Source organism: Comamonas koreensis, assembly GCF_014076495.1.
In the GTDB taxonomy this organism is placed as follows: Bacteria; Pseudomonadota; Gammaproteobacteria; order Burkholderiales; family Burkholderiaceae_C; genus Comamonas; species Comamonas squillarum.
The window spans coordinates 4,759,408-4,777,794 of record NZ_CP043575.1 but is presented as its reverse complement, the minus strand read 5'-3'; the positions used below and the strand labels follow the sequence as shown (position 1 = coordinate 4,777,794).

Annotated in this window: 14 protein-coding genes; 10 read left to right on the top strand and 4 right to left on the bottom strand. The window is 63.2% G+C overall.

Translation table 11 applies throughout. The features are described from left to right. Nucleotides 1–7 precede the first annotated feature (7 nt). Nucleotides 8–709: a 3-oxoacid CoA-transferase subunit A gene (locus tag F0Q04_RS21860; RefSeq protein WP_021026103.1), complete on the bottom strand. Its 702-nt coding sequence runs from the start codon at nt 707–709 to the stop codon at nt 8–10. A 310-nt stretch (nt 710–1,019) separates the two neighbouring features. Here F0Q04_RS21860 and F0Q04_RS21855 point away from each other — a divergent pair, with 310 nt between their 5' ends. From F0Q04_RS21855 to fghA, 9 genes are all read left to right on the top strand, one after another. Continuing rightward, nucleotides 1,020–1,844, top strand: coding sequence for an IclR family transcriptional regulator domain-containing protein (locus F0Q04_RS21855; protein WP_116926440.1), 825 nt, complete (start codon nt 1,020–1,022; stop codon nt 1,842–1,844). A 408-nt stretch (nt 1,845–2,252) separates the two neighbouring features. Beyond that, nucleotides 2,253–4,355 carry a TonB-dependent receptor gene (locus tag F0Q04_RS21850; RefSeq protein WP_182343510.1) on the top strand — a complete coding sequence of 701 codons (2,103 nt, stop codon included), beginning with the start codon at nt 2,253–2,255 and terminating at the stop codon, nt 4,353–4,355. Between the two features lie 203 nt (nt 4,356–4,558). Then, nucleotides 4,559–5,260, top strand: coding sequence for a transposase (locus F0Q04_RS21845; protein ID WP_182343508.1), 702 nt, complete (start codon nt 4,559–4,561; stop codon nt 5,258–5,260). Nucleotides 5,261–5,438: 178 nt separating this feature from the next. Beyond that, on the top strand, nt 5,439–10,220 hold the full coding sequence (locus tag F0Q04_RS21840) for a glutamate synthase-related protein (protein ID WP_116926437.1): 4,782 nt from the start codon (nt 5,439–5,441) through the stop codon (nt 10,218–10,220). Nucleotides 10,221–10,324: 104 nt separating this feature from the next. Further along, nucleotides 10,325–11,800, top strand: coding sequence for a glutamate synthase subunit beta (locus tag F0Q04_RS21835; protein ID WP_182343506.1), 1,476 nt, complete (start codon nt 10,325–10,327; stop codon nt 11,798–11,800). Nucleotides 11,801–12,013: 213 nt separating this feature from the next. Beyond that, nucleotides 12,014–12,280 carry a metal/formaldehyde-sensitive transcriptional repressor gene (locus F0Q04_RS21830; RefSeq protein ID WP_182343504.1) on the top strand — a complete coding sequence of 89 codons (267 nt, stop codon included), beginning with the start codon at nt 12,014–12,016 and terminating at the stop codon, nt 12,278–12,280. A gap of 59 nt (nt 12,281–12,339) precedes the next feature. Next, entirely contained in the window at nt 12,340–13,455 is a 1,116-nt protein-coding gene (locus tag F0Q04_RS21825) for an S-(hydroxymethyl)glutathione dehydrogenase/class III alcohol dehydrogenase (RefSeq protein ID WP_116926434.1), read from the top strand. A 145-nt stretch (nt 13,456–13,600) separates the two neighbouring features. After that, complete coding sequence (locus F0Q04_RS21820) at nt 13,601–14,902, top strand: DEAD/DEAH box helicase (RefSeq protein WP_182343502.1); 1,302 nt, start codon at nt 13,601–13,603, stop codon at nt 14,900–14,902. Then, the gene (gene fghA, locus F0Q04_RS21815) at nt 14,895–15,761 is read left to right on the top strand and encodes an S-formylglutathione hydrolase (protein WP_116926432.1); all 867 of its coding nucleotides are present in this window, start codon (nt 14,895–14,897) and stop codon (nt 15,759–15,761) included. Before F0Q04_RS21820 ends, fghA begins: the two co-directional genes overlap by 8 nt. A gap of 63 nt (nt 15,762–15,824) precedes the next feature. On the opposite strand, the gene F0Q04_RS21810 is transcribed toward fghA, so the two are convergent. The 3 genes from F0Q04_RS21810 to F0Q04_RS21800 form a co-directional block, all read right to left on the bottom strand. Then, entirely contained in the window at nt 15,825–16,457 is a 633-nt protein-coding gene (locus F0Q04_RS21810) for a LysE family translocator (protein WP_182343500.1), read from the bottom strand. 61 nt (nt 16,458–16,518) lie between these two features. After that, the gene (locus tag F0Q04_RS21805; protein ID WP_182343498.1) at nt 16,519–16,818 is read right to left on the bottom strand and encodes a putative quinol monooxygenase; all 300 of its coding nucleotides are present in this window, start codon (nt 16,816–16,818) and stop codon (nt 16,519–16,521) included. 28 nt (nt 16,819–16,846) lie between these two features. Further along, a complete protein-coding gene (locus tag F0Q04_RS21800) occupies nt 16,847–17,284 on the bottom strand; it encodes a DUF3293 domain-containing protein (RefSeq protein WP_182343496.1) in 438 nt (145 codons plus the stop codon). Between the two features lie 257 nt (nt 17,285–17,541). On the opposite strand from F0Q04_RS21800, the gene F0Q04_RS21795 reads away from it, so the two are divergent. Beyond that, nucleotides 17,542–18,354, top strand: a complete 813-nt coding sequence (locus tag F0Q04_RS21795; RefSeq protein ID WP_116926428.1) for an amino acid ABC transporter substrate-binding protein — start codon at nt 17,542–17,544, stop codon at nt 18,352–18,354. Nucleotides 18,355–18,387 lie beyond the last annotated feature (33 nt).

Genomic DNA, 18,387 nt, shown 5'->3' with positions numbered 1-18,387 from the left:
TCCTGCTTCAGGCTGTTTTTTTGAAGCCACCGGCTTGCGTGGCAACGCGCTCGATCTTGATGACCTGGTTGACATAGATGCCAGGGGTGACCACGGCCTCGGGGTCGAGCTGGCCCAGCTCCACGATCTCATGCACGGTGGCCACGGTGTACTTGGCAGCGGTGGCCATCACCGGGCCAAAGTTGCGCGCCGATTTGCGGTAGGTGAGGTTGCCCCAGCGGTCGCCTTGCTCGGCCTTGATCAGCGCCACATCGCCATAGATGGGGTACTCGAGCACATAGTGCTTGCCGTTGATCTCGCGCGTTTCCTTGCCCGCTGCCAGCTCGGTGCCGTAGGCGGTGGGGCAGAAGAACGCGCCGATGCCGGCGCCCGCAGCGCGCATGCGCTCGGCCAGGTTGCCCTGGGGCACCACTTCGAGCTCGATCTTGCCGCTGCGGTAGAGCTCGTCAAACACATAGCTGTCGACCTGGCGCGGGAAGCTGCAAATGATCTTGCGCACCGCGCCGGTCTTGAGCAAGGCCGCCAGGCCCGTGTCGCCATTGCCGGCGTTGTTGTTGACCACCGTGAGGTCGCGCGCACCTTGCGCGATCAGGCCATCAATCAGGGCTGCGGGAATGCCGGCGGTGCCAAAGCCGCCGATGAGCACGGTCGAGCCGTCCTGGACGCGGCTGAGGGACTCGGCAATCGAGTCCGAAATCTTGTTGATCATCTTGTCTCCTGGTTCTGTACACGGGTCGCAACAGGCTGCTGATCCCGCTGCGGCATGGTCGCGCTGCGCTGTGGCAGTGCCTGTACCGCGTGCGACAAATGCAATGCCGAGGCTGCCTGCGCGAGACTTGGGAATGCATTTGAGAGGATCGGCGGCCTTTGGTAGGGCTCTTGGATAAAATGTTCGTATATAGAACATTAGTTCGCTAAAAGAATTATAGACTGCCTGATAATCCGCTACCCGATGTCCCTGCGATTTGCTTTTGTATTGCCAGGGACCCGCTCCACGCCAACGACCAAGATTGCGGCCTATGAAAGAAGAAGACCCGACCCTCCGCCCCAGCGACAGCTATGTGCAGTCCTTCGCGCGCGGGCTGGAGGTCATCCGCAGCTTTGGCGCTGCCGCGCCGCGCCAGACCTTGACGGAAGTGGCCGAGGCCACCGGCATGACGCGTGCCGGGGCGCGCCGCATTCTGCTGACCTTGCAGACCCTGGGCTATGTGCGGGTGGAAGGCCGTTTGTTTGCGCTCACGCCGCGCATTCTGGATCTGGGCTTCGCCTATCTGTCGTCGATGCCGGTCTGGAACCTGGCCCAGCCAGTGATGGATGCGCTGGTCGAGCAGACGCACGAGTCCTGCTCCATCGCCGTGCTCGATGGCCAGGATGTTGTCTATGTGTTGCGCGTACACACGCACAAGATCATGAGCACCAACTTAGGCATGGGCTCGCGCCTGCCGAGTTTCTGGACGTCGCTCGGCCGGGTGCTGCTGGCCGAGCTGCCGCCGCAGGAGCTGCAGGCCTTGCTGCAGGGCCGCGACCGCACGCTGTTCACGCGCTTCACGATCCAGGACGATGCGCAGTTGCTGGCCGAGCTGGCCCAGGTGCGCGCGCAGGGCTGGTGCCTGCTCAACCAGGAGCTGGAAGAGGGCCTCACCTCGGTCGCAGCCCCCATCCGCAATGCCAGCGGCCAGGTGGTGGCTGCGATGAACATCAGCGGCCAGGCCAACCGCACGACACCCGAGATCATGCAGGGCGAGCTGCTGCCCCAGCTGTTGCAGGCGGCTGGGCGCGTCTCAGGCCTGCTGGGCTACCAGCCGGGTCGTGGCATGGGCGGCAAGATCGTGCCACGCTGCTGAGTGGCGGGCGCCGCTGCGCGCTTGGGCTCGGGCCTCATCGCTCCCCCATCGCTTTGATGCGCCCAGGCCGGTCGCAGGCTGCGGCTCGCCATGCCCTGGCCCCGGTAAGCCCTTTGTTGCAGGGGGAATTTCTCTGCTTCGAGCCGTGCCAAGCGCGGGCTGCGACGGCGCGCAGCCCGCCCATGCGCTGCAGTTGCGGCGTTTCTTAATACAACCTGAAGGCGGTCAAAGAAAGCTCCTACTGTGGGTTTGTTGCTGCCTCGCATTCGTTTCTTAAAGATATGTAAATGAGAACCATTTTCCTCTTTAAGATGTGCGAGCTTTTCCCGGTGGTAGCCAACCAGAGTGCGGATTCTCCCTGCGGTACAGCCAAACCGAACACATACCAAAGCGATACAAGGAACTGGAATGGCTTTCAAAACACAAGCCGTGGCAGCAGCAGTGGCGCTGCTGTGCACGGGCCATGCAGCGGCGCAGCAGGCGCCGGCTGAGACAACGCTGCAGGAAGTGCGCGTGCAGGGCGATACCGCAGCGGACGTGGGCTATGCAGCGCCTACGGCCAAGAGCGCCACCAAGATCGAAGCGCCGTTGCGCGATATTCCGCAAACGGTGAACGTGGTGCCCCAGCAGCTGATGCGCGACCAGGCCGTGCAGTCGATGCAGGACGTGCTCAAGGCGGTGCCCGGCATTGGCCTGTCGCATGGCGATGGCCAGCGCGACCAGGTGACGATCCGGGGCTTTTCGGCCATTGCCGACCAGTTTGTCGACGGCGTGCGCGATGACGCGCTGTATTTCCGTGACCTGTCCAATGTCGAGCAGGTCGAGGTGCTCAAGGGCCCGGCATCGGTGCTGTATGGCCGGGGCTCTTCGGGTGGCTTGATCAACCGCATCACCAAGAAGCCCGGCATTGACCGCAGCGAGGTGGGTCTGACCCTGGGCAGCTGGAACCAGCGCCGGGGCGAGTTTGACCTGGCACGCGCGCCGCAGGACAGCATCGTCTCCTACCGCCTGACCGGCGCCATCGAGCGCGCCGACAGCTACCGCGACCAGCAGTTTCTGGACCGCAAGGCGCTGGCCGGCTCGGTGCAGTTCAAGTTCAGTGCGGACACGCAGTTGCTGCTGCAGGCCGACTACCTCAAGGACAGCCGCCTCACTGACTTCGGCATTCCCGCCTTCCAGGGCCGGCCGGTCAACGTGTCGCCCCGCACCTACTTTGGCGCGGCCAATGCACGCGATACCGATGTCAGCACCTCCGAGGTGTATTCGGCATCGGCCACCTTGAGCCACCGATTCAACGACAGCCTGAGCCTGCGCAATGTGCTGCGCTACTACGACTACAGCCTGGACCGCAGCAACACCCTGGTTGGCTCGGTGAATGAGAAGGCGCAGACGGCGACCCTCAACCGTGGCCATCTGGAGCGTAACGAGCACGGCTTTTTCAACCAGCTGGAGTTGACGCAGAAGCTGGATCTGGCGGGCATGCAGCACCAGGTGCTGTACGGTCTGGAGCTGGGCCGCCAGAACAAGGGCCTGCTGAGCATCAGCCAGAGCAATGTGGGCACGGTATCGCTGTTCAACCCGGTGCTGCCGGTTGTCTCGCCGGTGCTGACGGCTGCACCGTCTGCCAACAACGACAGCGTCTTCAGCGTGGCCAGTGCTTATGTGCAGGACATGGTCACCCTGGCCCCGGAATGGAAGCTGCTGGCCGGCGTGCGCTATGACCGCTTCCGCCAGGAAACCGACAACTACACGCCAGGCAGCGTCAACCTGGGCCGCACCGATGTGGCCTGGAGCCCGCGCGTCGGCCTGGTCTACCAGCCCAGCAATGCGCTGTCGTACTACGTGTCGTTCAGCAAGTCCTTCCAGCCCTCGGGCGAGACCTTTGCGCTGGCTGCCAACAATGCCCAGCTGGCGCCTGAGAAAACCAGCAGCCGTGAGGTCGGTGTGAAGTGGGATCTGCTCGACGGCAAGGCCAGCGCCAATGCGGCGCTGTTCGAGATCGAGCGCACCAATATCAAGAGCGTGGACCCTGTGACCAACACCTTGGTGCCCCTGGGCGTGCAGCGCACGCGCGGCCTGGAGCTGAGCTTTGCCGGTGACCTGTCGCAGGGCTGGCAGATCTGGTCGGGCTATGCCTACCTGCTCAGCGAGATGACCTCGTCGCCGGCAGTGGACGCCGGCCAGGCCGTGCAAGGCAAGCGCGCCACCCTGACGCCCAAGCACAGCGCCAATATCTGGGTCACCAAGGCGCTGGGCCATGGCTTTGGCGCCGGTGGCGGCATCAGCTATGTCGGTGCGCGTTTTGCCAACCCTGGCAATACCGTTGTGCTGCCAGGCTACGCCACCTTGGATGCCATGGCCTACTACCGCCTGAACAACGTGGACCTGCAGCTCAAGCTCAACAACCTCCTGGACAAGCGCTACATCGTAGCCGGCCACGGCTCCTCGCCCAATCTGAACCTGCCGGGCGCGCCGCGCTCGGTGCAACTGGTGGCGCGTTACCGCTTCTAAGCTGCAAGGCTGGTATGGAAAAAGGCCATCTGCCCATGGGGTGGATGGCTTTGTGTTGTTAGTGGTGCTGTGACAGCTTGGGGCAGCCCCTGTGCGCTAGGTGGCTGCGAGTGGGGGCAGATGCTGCCATTGCGTAGTGCATAGGGCACAGCGTTGATAATGGAGCGGCTTTTCCTCTGTCGTCCTTTGCTGACGTTTTCACCATGGCCCGCCTTCCCCGACTCAGTCTTCCCGACATGCCGCACCATGTGCTGCACCGGGGCAACAACCGGCAGACGGTCTTTGTCGATGACGAGGATTCCCAGCACTTCAGCGACTTGTTGCGCCAGCTCGCGCAGACCCACCTGGTGGCAGTGCATGCCTTTGTGCTGATGCCCAACCATTTCCATCTGCTGATAACACCCCAGACCGAGCAGGGCCTGCCGCTCTTGATGCAGGCGCTTGGCCGGGCCTATGTGCGCTATTTCAATGCGCGGCATGGGCGCAGCGGCACCTTGTGGGAAGGGCGCTACCGCTCGACGGTTGTGGAGCCGGCCACGCCGTTGCTGCAATGCATCATCTATATCGATTCCAACCCGCAGCGCGCAGGCCTGGTCGCCAAGGCCGAAGACTACCCTTGGTCCAGCTGTGCGCACCATTTAGGTGCAAAACCGATGGCCTGGTTGCGCGATCCGGCGGCCTTCTGGGCGCTGGGTAACACCCCCTTCGCGCGGGAGGCGCGCTATGCCCAAATGCTCGCTTATGGCTTGTCGCAGCGTGAGTCCGGGGCGCTGACCGATGCCGTGCAAGGCGGCTGGGCGATGGGCAGCGAGGACTTTGTGCAGTCTTTGCAGTCCAAAACGGTGCGCAGGCTGCACAAAAAGAGTGCGGGACGCCCGCGATTGGTAGATCCCTCCGCCGATTGAATTGAAAATGTCATATAAATCAACGATAATTTTGCTATTTTTAATATGACCCCAATTAATTGTTGAGAAAAATCATTTGAAAATAATTAGTATCTGACCCCAAATAAAAAACTTGCTCGGGTATTGCCAGCTGCTCTACATTGACCTTCCCGCGATAGATTATTTGAAGGATTGCGCCATGTCGGCTTCTGCACGCGAGCACATGCAAGCTCAGGGTCTGTATGACCCGACTCTGGAACACGATGCCTGCGGCGTCGGTTTTGTGGCCCACATCAAGGGCCAGAAGAGCCATGCCATCGTGACCCAGGCTCTGAAGATTCTGGAGAATCTGGACCACCGGGGTGCGGTGGGTGCCGACAAGCTGATGGGTGATGGCGCCGGTATCCTCATCCAGTTGCCCGATGCGCTCTACCGCGACGAGATGGCCGCCCAGGGCGTCAAGCTGCCGCCGTTTGGCGAGTACGGCGTGGGCATGGTGTTCCTGCCCAAGGAACATGCATCGCGTCTGGCCTGCGAGGAAGAGCTCGAGCGCGCCATCAAGGCCGAAGGCCAGGTGCTGCTGGGCTGGCGCGATGTGCCGGTCAACCGCGAAATGCCGATGTCGCCCACGGTGCGCGAAAAAGAACCGGTCATCCGCCAGGTGTTCATCGGCCGTGGAGCCGATGTGATCGTGCAGGATGCGCTGGAGCGCAAGCTGTATGTGATCCGCAAGACCGCCAGCGCGGCCATCCAGAACCTGCAGCTCAAGTACAGCAAAGAGTACTACGTGCCCAGCATGAGCAGCCGCACTGTGATCTACAAGGGCCTGCTGCTGGCCGACCAGGTGGGCACTTACTTCCGTGATCTGGAAGATGAGCGCTGCGTTTCGGCGCTGGGCCTGGTGCACCAGCGCTTCTCGACCAACACCTTCCCCGAGTGGCCGCTGGCCCACCCTTACCGCTATGTGGCGCACAACGGTGAAATCAACACCGTCAAGGGCAACTACAACTGGATGCGCGCCCGCGAAGGCGTGATGAGCTCGCCCGTGCTGGGCAACGATCTGCAAAAGCTCTACCCGATCAGCTTTGCGCACCAGTCCGATACGGCCACTTTCGACAACTGCCTGGAGCTGCTGACCATGGCGGGCTACCCGCTGGCCCAGGCCGTGATGATGATGATCCCCGAGCCATGGGAACAGCACGCCACGATGGATTCGCGCCGCCGCGCTTTCTATGAATACCATGCCGCAATGATCGAGCCCTGGGATGGCCCAGCATCGATCGTGTTCACCGATGGCCGCCAGATCGGCGCCACCCTGGACCGCAACGGCCTGCGTCCTGCCCGCTACTGCGTGACCGACGATGACTTCGTCATCATGGGCTCCGAATCGGGCGTGCTGCCCGTGCCCGAGCACAAGATCGTGCGCAAGTGGCGCCTGCAGCCGGGCAAGATGTTCCTGATCGATCTGGACCAGGGCCGTCTGATTGATGACGAAGAAGTCAAGTCCTCGCTCACCAATGCCAAGCCCTATATGCGTTGGATCGAAGACCTGCGCATCCGCCTGGACGATGTGGAAAAGCCCGTGGCTGGCGAATCGCAGATCGACCAGCAGGCCAAGGCCTCGCAAGAGTTTGGCGCCGTTGCCGATGAGCAGCAGTCGACCGAATTGCTGGACCTGCAGCAGGCCTTTGGCTACACCCAGGAAGACATCAAGTTCCTGATGAGCCCGATGGCCGCCAACGGCGAAGAAGGCATTGGTTCGATGGGCAATGACAGCCCGCTGGCTGTGCTCTCGGACAAGAACAAGCCGCTGTACAACTACTTCCGCCAGATGTTCGCGCAGGTGACCAACCCGCCGATAGATCCGATCCGTGAAGCAATCGTGATGAGCCTGGTGTCCTTTATCGGCCCCAAGCCCAACCTGCTGGACATCAACCAGGTCAACCCACCACTGCGCCTGGAAGTGACCCAGCCGGTGCTGGACTTCACCGACATGGTCAAGCTGCGCAACATCCGCTCGCACACCGCCGGCAAGTTCAGCTCGGCCGTGCTCGACATTACCTACCCGCTGGAGTGGGGCAGTGAAGGCGTCGAAGCGCGCCTGGCATCGCTGTGCGCGCAAGCCGTTGATGCGATCAAGACCGGCAACAACATCCTGATCATCAGCGACAAGGGTGTCAGCAAGGACCGCGTGGCCATCCAGGCGCTGCTGGCGCTGTCGGCCATCCACCAACACCTGATCCGCGAAGGCCTGCGCACCGCCTGCGGTCTGGTCGTGGAAACCGGCACCGCCCGCGAAGTGCACCATTTCGGCGTGCTGGCCGGCTACGGTGCCGAAGCCGTGCATCCCTACCTGGCGCTCGAGACCATCACCTCGATCCACAAGCACCTGCCCGGCGATCTGTCGGCAGACAAGGCGATCTACAACTACATCAAGGCCATCGGCAAGGGTCTGTCCAAGATCATGTCGAAGATGGGGGTGTCCACCTACATGTCCTACTGTGGTGCGCAGCTGTTCGAGGCCGTCGGCATCAACAGCGAAACCATCGACAAGTACTTCACCGGCACCTCCAGCCGCGTTGAAGGCCTGGGCGTGTTCGAGATCGGAGAAGAAGCCATCCGCCGCCACAAGGCAGCCTTTGGCAACGACCCGGTGCTGGCCACCATGCTGGACACCGGTGGTGAGTACGCCTGGCGTGCCCGGGGTGAAGAGCATATGTGGAGCCCCGATGCGATTGCCAAGCTGCAGCACTCGACCCGCGCCAACAGCTTTAACACCTACAAAGAATACGCGCAGCTGATCAACGACCAGAGCAAGCGCCACATGACCTTGCGCGGCCTGTTCGAGTTCAAGATCGACCCTGCCAAGGCCATCCCGGTCGAGCAGGTCGAATCGGCGGCCGAGATCGTCAAGCGCTTTGCCACCGGCGCCATGTCGCTGGGCTCGATCAGTACCGAAGCCCATGTGACGCTGGCCGTGGCGATGAACCGCATCGGCGGCAAGAGCAACACCGGTGAAGGCGGTGAAGACCCTGCCCGTTACCGCAATGAGTTGAAGGGCATCCCGATCAAGCAGGGCGAGTCGCTGGCCTCCATCATCGGCAAAGACCAGATTGAATCGGACTACGTGCTGCAAGAAGGCGACAGCCTGCGCTCGCGCATCAAGCAAGTGGCATCGGGCCGCTTTGGGGTGACGGCCGAGTACCTGGCCTCTGCGGACCAGATCCAGATCAAGATGGCCCAGGGCGCCAAGCCCGGTGAAGGCGGTCAGCTGCCAGGCGGCAAGGTGACCGAGTACATCGGCAAGCAGCGCTACTCGGTGCCCGGTGTGGGCCTGATCTCCCCTCCGCCGCACCACGACATCTACTCGATCGAGGACCTGGCCCAGCTGATCCACGACCTGAAGAACGTGGCCACGCATTCGACCATCAGCGTCAAGCTGGTCTCCGAGGTTGGCGTGGGCACCATTGCCGCCGGCGTTGCCAAGTGCAAGGCCGACCATGTGGTGATCGCCGGCCATGACGGCGGCACGGGCGCATCGCCCTGGTCGTCGATCAAGCACGCAGGCTCGCCTTGGGAAATCGGCCTGGCCGAAACCCAGCAGACCCTGGTGCTCAACGGCCTGCGCAGCCGTATCCGGGTGCAGGCAGACGGCCAGATGAAGACCGGCCGTGACGTGGTGATTGGCGCGCTCTTGGGCGCCGATGAGTTCGGCTTTGCCACCGCACCGCTGGTGGTCGAGGGCTGCATCATGATGCGCAAGTGCCACCTCAACACCTGCCCGGTGGGTGTGGCCACGCAAGACCCCGAGCTGCGCAAGAAATTCAGCGGCAAGCCCGAGCATGTGGTGAACTTCTTCTTCTTCATCGCCGAAGAAGCGCGCCAGATCATGGCCCAGCTGGGTATCTCCAAGTTCGACGATCTGGTGGGCCGTGCCGACCTGCTGGACATGAAGGCCGGTATTACCCACTGGAAGGCCAAGGGCCTGGACTTTGGCCGCCTGCTGGCCCGTGCCGAAGTGGCGGACGATGTGCCGCTCTACCACACGCAAAACCAGGACCATGGTCTGGAAAAGGCCTTCGACAACATCCTGATCGAAAAGTCGCGCCCCGCCATCGACAAGGGCGAGCGCGTGAAGATCCTGGAGACCGTGCGCAATGTGAACCGCACTGTGGGCGCCATGCTCTCGGGCGCGGTGACCAAGGTGCATGCCGAAGGCCTGCCTGACGACACCATCCACATCCGTGTCGAGGGCACGGGCGGCCAGTCGTTTGGCGCCTTCCTGTGCAACGGCATCACCTTGTACCTGGTGGGGGATGCGAACGACTACACCGGCAAGGGCCTGTCCGGCGGCCGCGTGGTGGTGCGCCCGAGTCTGGATTTCCGTGGCGAAGCGCACAAGAACATCATCGTGGGCAACACCGTGATGTACGGCGCGACCACCGGTGAGGCTTTCCTGAGCGGCGTGGCTGGCGAGCGTTTTGCGGTGCGCCTGTCGGGTGCGACGGCGGTGGTCGAAGGCACCGGTGACCATGGCTGCGAATACATGACCGGCGGCACCGTGCTGGTGCTGGGCAAGACCGGCCGCAACTTTGCTGCCGGCATGAGCGGTGGCGTGGCCTACGTCTATGACGAGGACGGCCAGTTCGCCAGCCGCTGCAACACCACGATGGTCACGCTGGACAAGGTGCTGACGCAGGCCGAGCAAGAGGCCAGCATCGACAAGGGTGTGTGGCACAACGGCCAGACCGACGAAGCACAGCTCAAGCGCCTGCTCGCCGACCACCTGCGCTGGACCGGCAGCAAGCGTGCCCGTGATCTGCTGGACAACTGGGCGGAGGTGCGCAGCAAGTTCGTCAAGGTGTTCCCGACCGAGTACAAGCGCGCGCTGGGTGAGATCCATGCCCGCGCCGAAGCCAAGGCGCAGGTCGTCAAGGCCAAGACCTCGGCCAAGAAGAGTGTGGACGCCGCCGCGAAGTGAGGCCCCTGGCGGCCCTGCCGCCAAGCACCCAGCCCCTTATTAATGACCACGATTGCTGTCCCCGCCAACGCGGCGCGGGCAGCAGCCAAGCAAGAGATCCGATCATGGGAAAAGTCACAGGCTTTATGGAATTTGCGCGTATCGACGAGGGTTATGCACCCGTTGAAGACCGCCTCAAGCACTACAAGGAATTTGTTGTTGGCCTGAACTCGCAGCAGGCCAAGCAGCAAGGCGCCCGTTGCATGGACTGCGGCACGCCGTTTTGCAACAGCGGCTGCCCGGTCAACAACATCATTCCGGATTTCAACGATCTGGTGTACCGCGCCGATTGGGCGGCCGCCTTTCATGTGCTGGACTCGACCAACAACTTCCCCGAGTTCACCGGCCGCATCTGCCCCGCCCCTTGCGAAGCAGCCTGCGTGCTGAACATCAACAACGACCCGGTGGGCATCAAGTCCATCGAGCACGCCATCATCGACCGCGCCTGGGAAGAGGGCTGGGTGCAGGCGCGCCCCGCCAAGCACCAGAGCGGCAAGAAAGTGGCAGTGGTCGGCTCCGGCCCTGCCGGCATGGCGGCGGCCCAGCAGCTCGCCCGTGCAGGCCATGCGGTGACCCTGTTCGAGAAGAACGACCGCATCGGCGGCCTGCTGCGCTACGGCATCCCCGACTTCAAGCTCGACAAGCTGCACATCGACCGCCGCGCCGCCCAGCTGCAGGCCGAAGGCGTGACCATCCGCACCGGCGTGCTGGTGGCTGGCAAGGACGGCCTGGGCAAGGACAGCAAGGTCACCAACTGGGCCAAGGAAACCGTCTCGCCCGAGCAGCTCAAGGCGGATTTTGACGCGGTGCTGCTGACCGGTGGCTCCGAGCAGTCGCGCGATCTGCCGGTGCCCGGCCGTGACCTGGACGGCGTGCACTACGCAATGGAGTTCCTGCCCCAGCAAAACAAGATCAATGCCGGCGACAAGCTCAAGGGCCAGATCCGTGCGGATGGCAAGGACGTCATCGTCATCGGTGGTGGCGACACCGGCAGCGACTGCGTGGGCACCAGCAACCGCCACGGCGCCAAGAGCGTCACCCAGTTCGAGGTGATGCCCATGCCGCCCGAACAGGAAAACAAGCCCCTGGTCTGGCCCTACTGGCCGATCAAGCTGCGCACCAGCTCCAGCCACGAAGAAGGCGCTGTGCGTGAGTTCGCGATCTCGACCAAGACCTTCAACGGCGACAAGGGCAAGGTCAAGAGCCTGACCACCGTGCAGGTCGAGTTCAAGGACGGCAAGCTGAGCGAAGTCAAGGGCACAGAAAAGGAATGGCCTGCCGACCTGGTGCTGCTGGCCATGGGTTTTGTGAACCCCGTCTCGCCCGTGCTGGAAGCCTTTGGTGTCGACAAGGACGCCCGTGGCAACGCCCGTGCCACCACCGATTTCACTGGCGGCTACGCCACCAATGTGGACAAGGTGTTTGCCGCCGGCGACATGCGCCGTGGCCAGTCGCTGGTGGTCTGGGCCATCCGCGAAGGTCGCCAGGCCGCGCGCGCCGTCGACGAGTACCTGATGGGCTGGAGCGATCTGCCGCGCTAAAACCGGTAGCTACTCACCCACCCAAGACCGCAGCCGAGGCTGCGGTTTTTTGTGCCTGCTCGGCCTGAAAGAGTGACAGAGATTCAAGATACCCCCAGGGGGTACCTGGGGTTTTCATCTATTTTTTATATGTAATTTTTATCAATTGTATTTATACTCTGGCCCAGTACCTGAGTTTGGCGTGCTTTTGCGCCGTTGCGAACACCGCCTGCCATGCCCCATAACGCCGAAGACAAGCACCGCGCCATCACCCGCCTGCGCCGCATCAAAGGCCAGGCGGAGGCCTTGGAGCGGGCGGTAGAGGCGGGCAGCGATTGCGCCCCCATCCTGCAGCAGCTCGCCGCCATGCGCGGCGCTGTGCATGGGCTGATGGCCGATTTGCTTGATGGCCATATGCGCGAGACCATGGCCCGGCAGCCCGCGCCGTCGCAGGCGGACATTGACGAAATGCTGTCGCTGCTGCGCTCGTACCTCAAATAGGCGTGTGGTCATGACCGCGCCTGACTGTTTTCCCCATTTTTGACCCAAGGAGTCCCCCCATGAAATCCCGCGCCGCTGTTGCCTTCAAAGCCGGAGAGCCTTTGCAGATTGTCGAGATCGACGTTGCGCCACCCCAGAAGGGCGAAGTGCTGGTCAAGATCACCCACACGGGCGTGTGCCACACGGATGCCTTCACCTTGAGCGGTGATGACCCCGAAGGCATCTTCCCGGCGGTGCTGGGCCATGAAGGCGCGGGCATCGTGGTGGAAGTGGGCGAGGGCGTCACCAGCGTCCAGCCGGGCGACCATGTGATCCCTCTGTACACGGCAGAGTGCGGCGAATGCCTGTTCTGCAAGAGCGGCAAGACCAACCTGTGCGTAGCGGTGCGCGCCACCCAGGGCAAGGGTGTGATGCCCGATGGCACCACACGCTTTAGCTACAACGGCGAGCCGATCTACCACTACATGGGCTGCTCAACGTTCTCCGAGTACACCGTGGTGGCCGCAGTGTCGCTGGCCAAGGTCAACCCCGATGCCAATCCCGAGCAGGTCTGCCTGCTGGGCTGCGGCGTGACCACCGGTCTGGGCGCTGTGAAGAACACCGCCAAGGTGCAAGAGGGCGATACCGTGGCTGTGTTCGGTCTGGGCGGCATTGGCCTGGCGGTAATCCAGGGCGCGCAGCTGGCCAAGGCTGGCCGCATCATTGCTGTCGATACCAACCCCGGCAAGTTCGAGCTGGCCAAGACCTTTGGCGCGACCGATTGCATCAACCCCAAGGATTTCGACAAGCCGATCCAGCAAGTGATCGTCGAGATGACCGGCTGGGGCGTGGACCACAGCTTTGAATGCATTGGCAGCACCCAGGTGATGCGTGCGGCGCTGGAATGCGCGCACCGTGGCTGGGGCCAGAGCGTGATCATCGGCGTGGCGGGCGCGGGCCAGGAGATCTCCACCCGTCCTTTCCAGCTGGTGACCGGCCGCAAATGGCTGGGCACCGCCTTTGGCGGCGTCAAGGGCCGCAGCGAGCTGCCCGGCATGGTGGAAGACGCGATGGCCGGCAAGATCAAGCTCGAGCCCTTTGTCACCCACACCATGGGCCTGGCCAAGATCAACGAGGCTTTTGACCTGATGCATGAAGGCAAGTCGATCCGCTCGGTAGTCAACTACGCCAGCTGATCGTCGCTAAGCGCCGCTGGCCAAAGCTGACCAGCGCCGGCTGCCAGCGGGCGCTGCAATAGTCCTGCGCAGCGCTGGCAGCGCTGCCAGGGGCGACAATGCGAGGCTTGTTGTCCCTGCGGCCCGGCCCGCACCATTGAAATCCATGTCTTTTACCTCTCTTGGCCTTGCTCCGTCGCTGGCCCACGCTGCCCAGGCCCATGGCCTGATGGCACCCACGGCCATCCAGACCCAAGCCATTCCGGCCATTCTGGACGGGCGTGACCTGCTGGGCTGCGCGCCGACCGGCTCGGGCAAGACGGCGGCCTATGTGCTGCCGCTGATGCAGGCCTGGATGCTGAGCAACGCGGCAGGCCAGGCGGGCCGCCATGAGACGCAGGCCTTGATCCTGGTGCCCACGCGCGAACTGGCCACCCAGGTGGCTGAGCTGGTTTACTTTGTTGGCGAGGCCCTGGGCCGCCGCCCCAAGGTGGCCGTGCTCACTGGTGGTGTGTCCATCAATCCCCAGCTGCTGGCCTTGCGCGGCGGCGTGGATCTGGTGATTGCCACGCCTGGGCGCTTGCTCGATGTGGTGGCGCACAGCAAGCTGCGGCTGGACACCATCAGCACCCTGGTGCTGGACGAGGCCGACCGCTTGATGGACCTGGGCTTTGCCGAGGAGCTGCACAGCGTGCTGGCCCTGGTGCCCGCGCGCGAGCAGCGCCAGACCTTGCTGCTGTCGGCCACCTTTGCCCCGGCGGTGCAGGCGTTGGTGCCCACCCTGTTGCGGTCCATGCATGAGAAGGTGGAGATCGCCTCGACCCACCTGCAGGACGCCACCATCGTACAGCAGGCCTACTACCTCGATGCCGCCAAGCGCACTGCCTGGCTGCGTGAGCTGGTCACCCAGTACGCGGGCCAGCGCATGCTGGTGTTTGTGGCCAGCCGCTACAGCGCCGAGCATGTGGCCAACAAGCTCTATGACAAGGGCATCAGCGCCACCGCTTTCCATGGCGAGCTGAGCCAGGGTGCGCGCCAACAGGTGCTGCAGGAGTTCCGCAGCAGCCAGTGGCAGGTGCTGGTCACCACCGATCTGGCCGCGCGTGGCATCCATGTCGAGGCGCTGCCCCTGGTCATCAACTACGACCTGCCGCGCTCGCCCACCGATTACACCCACCGCATCGGCCGCACGGGCCGGGCCGGTATCTCGGGCCTGGCCATCAGCCTGGTAACCCCCGCCAGCCTGGCGCACTGGAAGCTGATCGCGAAGCGCAATGGGCTCGATGTGGCGCTGCAGACCCTGGAGCAGTACCCGGTCACCGAAGCGGTGCCCGCGCATGCGCCCTCTGAAGATGCCGGCAATGGCGGCATCAAGGGCAAGCGCATGAGCAAAAAAGACAAGCTGCGTGCAGCGGCCGCCCAGGCCGCATCCCCGCAACCTCCGACCGAAGGAAATTCCGATGTCTGAAGCCCAAGCCAGCCTCAAGCTGCAGGCGGCCCATGCCTGCTTTGGCGGCGCCCAGCGTTTTTATGAGCATTTCTCCAGTCAGATCGGCCTGGCGATGAAGTTCTCGGTCTTTCTGCCGCCCAAGGCGGTGGAGGGCGAGAAAGTGCCTGCGCTGCTGTACTTGGCGGGCCTCACCTGTACCGAAGAGACCTTCATGACCAAGGCCGGCGCCCAGCGCCTGGCGGCTTCGCTGAACGTGGCCCTGGTCACCTGCGACACCAGCCCGCGCGGCGCGGGCCTGCCTGGCGAGGCGGAGAGCTGGGATTTTGGCGTGGGTGCGGGTTTTTACCTCGATGCCACGGCCAAGCCCTGGGCGCTGCACTGGCGCATGGAAAGCTACATCCTCGAAGACCTGCTGCCGCTCTTGGGCGCCAAGCTGCCGATCGACCTGCAACGCCTGGGCATCTTTGGCCACAGCATGGGCGGCCATGGCGCGCTGACCCTGGCGCTGCGCCACCCCGGTGTGTTCAAGTCGGTCTCGGCCTTTGCGCCGATTGCCAACCCCACCCACTGCCCCTGGGGCCAGAAAGCATTTGCCGGCTACCTGGGCGACAACCAGGCCGATTGGGCGCAGCACGATGCCACCGCCCTGATGGCCGCGCAAAAGCAGCCGCCATACCCGGCCGGCATCCTCATCGACCAGGGCCTGGCCGACAAGTTCTTGCTGGAAAAGCAACTGCTGCCCGAAGCCTTTGAAGCCGCCTGCGCCCAGGTCGGCCAGCCCTTGACCTTGCGCCGCCATGGCGGCTATGACCACGGCTACTACTTCATCCAGAGCTTTATCGACGAGCACCTGCGCTTTCACGCCAGCCAGCTGTAAACAGAACCCGGTACGCGGATTTCTGCCAGGCGCTGCCGCCCACCCCGGGCTGTGGCGCCTGTTTTATTTGCGGGCCTCGGTCAACATGCGCAGCGCCAGGCCCGCGAGCACCGTGCCCATCAACCAGCGCTGCATCTGTACCCAACTGGGGCGGCTGGCCAGAAACCCAGCGATCGAGCCGGCCAGCATCGCAATGGCGGCATTCACGCTGACGCTGACCACAATCTGTGTGAAACCCAGCACCAGGGACTGCGAAAAAACGCTGCCATGTGCGGGATCGATGAACTGCGGCAGCAGTGACAGGTACATCACGGCAATCTTGGGGTTGAGCAGGTTGGTCAGAAAACCCATCGCAAACAGCTTGCGTGGGCTGTCCTGCGGCAACTGGCGCAGCTCGAACGGGGAGCGCCCTCCGGGCTTGACCGCCTGCCAGGCTAGGTACAGCAGGTACAACGCGCCACCAATGCGCAGTGCGTCGTAGGCGTAGGGGATGGCCATCACCAGCGCGGTGATACCCAGCGCCGCGCACAGCATGTAGAACACAAAGCCCAGGGCCACACCGCCCAGCGAGATCAAGCCTGCACCGCGCCCTTGGCATATCGAGCGGGAAATGAGATAGACCATATTGGGCCCGGGCGTCAGGACCATGCCCAGGGAAATGAGAGCGAAGGCGAGCCAGTTGTGAATTTCAGGCATGGGCGCGGGCACTACATTGCAGTGCAAGAGGGTGGTTGGACAGGACGGCGCCCACTGACCATCAGGTGCTGCGCGGCGCGCCCACCTCATAGACGCGCAAATCGCGGTCGCCAATCTCCAGCGCTGGCCAGGCAGCGCGCCAGGCCTGGATATGGCTGGAGGCAAAATGCGCATCAAGCGCGGCCTGGCCGCTCCAGAGCTCCTTGACGTGGATCAGCCCGGGCACCAGCACATCCTGGGCGTAGCCGTATTCCAGGCAGCCAGGCTCGGCGCGTGAGGCTTCCACCATCGTTCGCATGGCGGGCAGGGCGCGTTCCAGGTTCGCGGCGGGCAGGCGCACGGTACCAATGATCAACAGCATGGGTTTTCCTCTCAGTCGGTCATGGGGATCAGCGCATCCAGCCGGGCACCCGGGTTTCCAGCAGCTGGGGCACCATGTCGGCACTGGTCCATACCACCGCCAGTTGCTCCCACTGCGCGGCCCAGCGCTGGGCATCGTCCCGACCCATGCCGATGACCAGAAAACCCGGCTCGGCCGGCCAGCCGTTGGCCGGGTGCTGGGCAACGGCGGGCAGCGCGGCAAAGCCGGCAGCGCCCAGCGCGCGGCCCAATTGGGCATGGCGCTCGATGTTCTCGTCCTTGTCCAGCAGCTCGCCCATGGGGTTGAAGGCGGTGATGAAGCAGCTGCAGTCGGTCTGGTGCTGCTGGTAGAGGGCACCGAGCGCCGCCTGGGCCTGGCCCAGCTGCAGGATGAAAGGGGCCTGGTTCAGCACGTGGTACTGGGTTTCTTCAAAAGCCTTGCGCAGTTCGGGCGAGAGGGTGGTCATAAATAAGGGGCCGCCAGTGTTGTCAATCATGCACGCGCGGCAAAAAAAGCCGTGATACCGAGATGCCTTGGTCGCCACGCGGCGGCCGGGGCAGCCATCGTAGCGGCTTGCGGACGTCCGACTAGGCCGGCAGAGTTTTCCACACGAGCGACACGAATTTCGTGTGATCGGAGACAATACGCGATTCGCCTGCACGCTGATGCTTGTACAAAACAAGCCAAGTGCTCTTATTTTGTCTTTCTCTTTGGTTGAGACACATGAAAAAACGTTCTTTCGTTGCCACCCTGGCGCTGACTGCCTTGCTCACCGCTTGCGGCAAGAATGATGCGCCCAAGCCTGCGGCTGAAGCACCCGCGCCCGCGCCTGTTGCGGCGGCGGTCACCAAGCTGGTGGTGGGTCTGGACGACAACTTCCCGCCCATGGGTTTCCGTGACGAGAAGAACGAAATCGTGGGCTTTGACATCGACATGGCCCGCGAAGCGGCCAAGCGCGCGGGCATCGAAGTGGAATTCAAGCCCATCGACTGGAACGCCAAGGAAGCCGAGCTGCTGGGCAAGCGCGTCGATGCACTGTGGAATGGCCTGACCATTCTGGAAGAGCGCAAGGAAAAGATCCTCTTCACCGACCCCTACATGGTCAACAAGCAGATCATCATCGTCAAGGCCGGCTCGCCCATCAAGACCAAGGCCGACATGGCCGGCAAGATCGTTGGTGCCCAGGAAGGCTCCAGCGCCGTGACCGCGATGGAAAAGGACAAGGAGCTGTCCTCCCAGTTCAAGGAAACCAAGCTGTTTGGCGACAACATCGCTGCGCTGATGGATGTGGAAGCTGGCCGTCTGGACGTTGTGGTGGTGGACGAAGTAGTGGGCCGTTACCTGGTCTCCAAGAAGCCTGACAACTATGTTGTGCTGGCCGAAGACTTTGGCACCGAAGACTATGGCGTGGGCTTCCGCAAGGACGACGAAGCCACCCGCAACAAGATCAACGACGTGCTGTCTGAGATGAAGAAGGACGGCAAGGCCGAAGAAATCGCCAAGAAGTGGTTTGGCGCCGACGTGATCAAGCACTGATCTGCGTGTGACTTTGCACCGGGCCGGCACAGC